The sequence below is a fragment of the Dietzia sp. KRD202 genome (assembly GCF_017168155.1).
Classification (GTDB): domain Bacteria; phylum Actinomycetota; class Actinomycetes; order Mycobacteriales; family Mycobacteriaceae; genus Dietzia; species Dietzia kunjamensis.
Window position 1 is genome coordinate 13,408 of the sequence record NZ_JABFAN010000018.1, and the last position, 4,699, is coordinate 18,106.

The 4,699-nt window shown below is 72.4% G+C and carries 3 protein-coding genes; 1 reads left to right on the forward strand and 2 read right to left on the reverse strand.

Annotated elements, in window-relative coordinates:
• The first annotated feature begins 65 nt into the window (after positions 1-65).
• The gene (locus tag J1M64_RS13915; protein ID WP_181694415.1) at positions 66-1,190 is read left to right on the forward strand and encodes a uroporphyrinogen-III synthase; all 1,125 of its coding nucleotides are present in this window, start codon (positions 66-68) and stop codon (positions 1,188-1,190) included.
• A 203-nt stretch (positions 1,191-1,393) separates the two neighbouring features.
• Here J1M64_RS13915 and nirD read toward each other — a convergent pair whose 3' ends face one another.
• Positions 1,394-1,816, reverse strand: a complete 423-nt coding sequence (gene nirD / locus J1M64_RS13920) for a nitrite reductase small subunit NirD (protein WP_096905950.1) — start codon at positions 1,814-1,816, stop codon at positions 1,394-1,396.
• Between the two features lie 129 nt (positions 1,817-1,945).
• Positions 1,946-4,489: a nitrite reductase large subunit NirB gene (gene nirB, locus J1M64_RS13925; protein ID WP_206474513.1), complete on the reverse strand. Its 2,544-nt coding sequence runs from the start codon at positions 4,487-4,489 to the stop codon at positions 1,946-1,948.
• Between the last annotated feature and the right edge of the window lie 210 nt (positions 4,490-4,699).

Consider the following 4,699-nt stretch of genomic DNA (forward strand, 5'->3'; position numbering starts at 1 on the left):
GGGCGGTCGAGGGAAACCTGCCGGACACACGCCTCGGTCATGATGGGGGAGTGACCGATTCCGACGTGACCACCTCCGACCCCGATCTCCCGCTGCTCGGACGTACTGTCGCCGTCACCGCCGCCCGGCGGGCCTCCGAACAACGGACCCTCCTCGAGCGGCGCGGGGCTACCGTCCTGCACGCCCCGGCGATGCACATGATCCCCATCGCCGAGGACACGGTGGTGCGCGAGGCCACCGGGCGCCTGCTCGCCGCGCCCGCCGACCTCATGGTGCTCACCACCGCGGCCGGCGTGCGCTGGTGGATGCAGGTGTGTGAGGAATGGGGCCTGGCCGACGACCTGCTCGAGCTGATGGGCGCGGTCCCTCTGTACTCCCGCGGACCCAAGACCACCGGCGCGATCCGCGCCGCCGGCCTGCGCGAGCACGCCTCGGCCAAGAGCGAGGCCAGCCCGGAGCTGCTGGAGATGCTGCTCGAGCGCGGCGTCGAGGGCCTGACGATCGGCGTCCAGATCCAGGGCGCCGGCTCCGGGTGGAACCCGATGTCCGTGCTGCTCGACGGTCTGCGCGAGGCGGGTGCCGACGTGATCGAGGTGCCCGTCTACCGCTGGGAGCTGCCCGACGATCTCGCGGCACTCGACGATCTGGTGCGGACCATCGCGGCGCAGGGCGTCGACGGCGTGACCTTCACCGCGGCCCCGGCGGTGGTGGCGGTGCTCAAGCGTGCCGAGGCACTGGGCGTGTTCGACGACCTGCTCGAGGCGCTGGACGGGCCCGTCGCCGCGCTGTGCGTGGGGCCGGTGACCGCGGCGCCGCTGGCCGAGCTCGGTGTGCCGTTCACCAGCCCGGACCGGATGCGGCTGGGGTCACTCATGCGGCACACCACCGACGAGCTCGCCGCCCGGACCGCGCCGATCGAGGTCGCCGGGCACGAGCTCACCGTGTGTGCGGCGGCCGCACTGGTCGACGGCAAACCGGTGGAGCTCACCCCGGCCCAGCTCGCGCTGCTGCGGGCCCTCGCCCGGCGCCCCGGGGCCTGCGTGAGCCGCGATGACCTGCTCGCGGCTCTCCCCGGAGACGGCACCGACCTGCACGCCGTCGAGACCGCGATGGGTCGCCTGCGGCGCGCGCTCGGCGTTCCCGACCTCGTCACGACCGTCGTCAAGCGCGGGTACCGACTCAGCATCTAAAGGCGCCGCCGGCCCTGCGGACTCCTCGACGTACGCGCCCTGAATGGTCCACACCCGCGGCGTAACCCGCCAGTGAATGTGCATATTGCCATCGCACGCCAGCGGGGCGGCGCACGCAGAAGGGGCAGCGCATCCGCGAGTGGGTGCGCTGCCCCTGGTTCGGGAACGGGCCGGGCCGGGGCCGGCGGCGAGCGGGCCGGCGTCTACGCCGCGATCACGCGCGCATGCCGGACGGCGGGCTGGGTGGCCACGAACACCGTGCCGTCGGCGGCGACCCGGGCGGGGAACACCGAGAGTCCGTGCGAGGGGTCGTCGAGGCCGCGACCGTCGGCGAGCGCATAGGCCTGCTTGCCGATCGGTGAGATCACCGCGGGTTCGCCGGCGCGGTCGCCCACCAGGCCGCGGCTCATCACGGCCGCCCGGGCGACGGGGTCGATGTTGCAGAGGGCGCGGACCTCGTCGTCGTCGATCTTGTACACCGCCACTTGGCGGCCGTCGGGCAGCAGGGCGGCGACCCCACGCCCCGGGATGAGGCGGCCGACCGGGCAGACGGCGATCTCGGCGGGGCGCGCGGCGCCCGATGCGGGAGCGGGGCGGGTGGCGGTGAACAGCTGGGTGGTGGTCATGACGGATCTCCTCCTGGTGGGCGGGACTGGTGAGCGGAAGTCGTGGGCGGAGCTGGTGAGCGGGAGTCGTGGGCGGGGGTGGCCGGAAGAGCTGGCCGCCCGAGCTGGCCGGTGTCCGGCGCGGGACCGTCAGACGCGGGCCGGCATGGACGGCGAACCGAGGAGGACCGGCACCTTGCGGCCGTCGCGCTCCTCGAACTGCACGGTGGGGTCCGGCGCCTCGGGGGCGTTGACGAACGAGACGAAACGGGCGAGCTTGTCGGGGTCGTCCAGGACGGCCGCCCACTCGTCCACGTACCCCTCGACATGCGACTCCATCCGGCCCTCGAGCTCGGCCGCGAGCCCCAGGGAGTCGGAGCAGACGACCTCACGCAGGTGGTCGATGCCGCCTTCGAGCGACTCCAGCCACGGCGCGATCCGCTGCAACCGCTCGGCGGTGCGGACGTAGAACATCACCGTGCGGTCGATGTAGCGGATGAGCTGGTCGTCCGTGAGATCCCCGGCCAGCAGCTGGGCGTGCCGCGGGGTCGCGCCCCCGTTACCACCGACGTAGAGGTTCCACCCGGTCTCGGTGGCGATCACGCCGACGTCCTTGCCACGGGCCTCGGCGCACTCGCGGGCACAGCCGGAGACGCCCATCTTGATCTTGTGCGGCGCGCGCAACCCGCGGTACCGGGTCTCGAGCAGGACCGCCATCCCCACGGAGTCCTGCTGACCATAGCGGCACCACGAGGTACCCACGCAGCTCTTCACCGTGCGCAGCGACTTGCCGTAGGCGTGACCGGACTCCATGCCCGCGTCGACCAGGCGTCGCCAGATCTGCGGCAACTCCTCCACACGCGCGCCGAAGAGATCGATCCGCTGGCCGCCGGTGACCTTGACGTACAGGTCGTGGTCGCGCGCGATCTCGCCGATCACGATGAGCTGATCGGCCGTCACCTCCCCGCCGGGCATCCGGGGGACCACCGAGTAGGTGCCGTTCTTCTGGATGTTGGCCAGGAAGTGGTCATTGGTGTCCTGGAGCGAGGCCTGCTCGCCGTCGAGGACGTGGTCGGAACTGGTCGAGGCGAGAATCGAGGCGACGGTCGGCTTGCAGATGTCGCAGCCGGCGCCGCGGCCGAAGCGCCCGATCAGGCCGGAGAAGGTCCGGATCCCGGTGACGGTGACGATCTCGAACAGCTCCGAGCGGGACTGGTCGAAGTGCTCGCACAGTGCCGTGGACTGCTCGACCCCCTCGGCCTCGAGCACCTGACGCATGAGCGGCAGGCACGACCCGCACGAGGTGCCGGCGCGGGTGCACGCCTTGAGTGCCGGGACGTCGCACGCCCCGCCGCAGATCGCGTCGCGCAGCGTGCCCTTGGTGACGGCGTTGCAGGAACAGATCTGGGCGTCGTCGGGCAGCGACTCCACGCCGACACCCCCGCCGTCCGCCGCGGCGCCCGGGGTGATGAGGGACAGGGGATTCGACGACGGCAAGGTACGCCCCAGCAGTGGCTTGAGCAGCTGGTACGGGCCCGCGTCCCCGACGAACACCCCGCCGAGCAGCGTCAGGGCGTCGTCGCTGAGGACGAGTTTGGAGTAGGTGCGCGTGACGGGATCGTCCACCACCAACTCGAGGCAGCCGGGCGTGCGCCCGTGGGCGTCACCGAAGCTGGCCACGTCCACGCCCATGAGCTTGAGTTTGGTGGCGAGGTCGGCGCCGGTGAACTCGGCGTCGGCGCCCGGACCGTCGCCCAGCCGGGCGGCGACCACCTCGGCCGAGGCGTACCCGGGTCCGACCAAGCCGTAGCAGGTGCCCTCGATGGCCGCGCACTCGCCGATCGCGAACACGTGCGGGTCCGAGGTGCGACACGCCCGGTCGGTCAGCACGCCGCCCCGCTCGGCCAGCGCCAACCCGGCCGCGCGGGCGAGCTCGTCACGGGGTCGCACACCGACGGAGAACACCACGACCGCCGCCTCGACCGCGGTCGTCTTGCCGTCGTCGCCGGTCAGGGTCACCCGGACCCCGCCGGCACCGTCGCACGGTTCGATCACCGTGTCGGTCACGCTGAGGTGCACCTCGATGCCACGGTCGCGGATGAGGTCGCCCAGCAGCGCACCGCCGCGACCGTCGACCTGGACGGGCATGAGCCGGTCGTTGCGCTCGACGACGTGCGGGGTCAGCCCGATCAGGCTCAACGCATTGGCGGCCTCGATGCCGAGCAGCCCGCCGCCGATCACGACGCCGTGCGCGCCGGGCCCTGCGGTCTCGCCGGCCGCGCGGATCGCGTCGAGGTCGTCGAGGGTGCGGTAGACGTGGCAGCCGGGCAGGTCGTGACCGGGCACGGGCGGGACGAACGCGCGTGAACCGGTGGCCAGGACCAGTGCGTCGTAGGAGATGCGCTCGCCGGAGTCGAGTTCGACCTGCCGCGCCGCCCGGTCGATCGCCGTGACGAGGTGGCCGGAACGGACGGTGACCCTCGGGTCGGCGGAGTGGCGGGCGTCCTCGAGGTGCAGGGCCGCACGTTCCCAGGCGCCGACGTAGGCCGAGAGGCCCACGCGGTCGTATGCGGGATCGGGTTCCTCGCCGATCACCGTGACGGCCAGGTCGGTGTCGGCGTACCGCGAGCCGAGGGTGGAGACGAATCGGTGGGAGACCATCCCGTGCCCGACGACGACGATGTGCTCAGTCATTCCTGGACCTCCTTCGAGCCTGTACCGATCAGGCTAGGAAGGCGGTGTTGCGGAACTGTGGCGTCGGATCACGGTCCCGTGACGCTTAGTTCACAGGGGACCCGGCGGCGGGTGAGGCCGCGGACGGGCTACGGGTGCGGGCGTGCCGAGGGCGCGCGGATGCCGGGAACCGGGTGAGGGCGGTCGCTTGTGCGGATGCCGGGGGAGGGG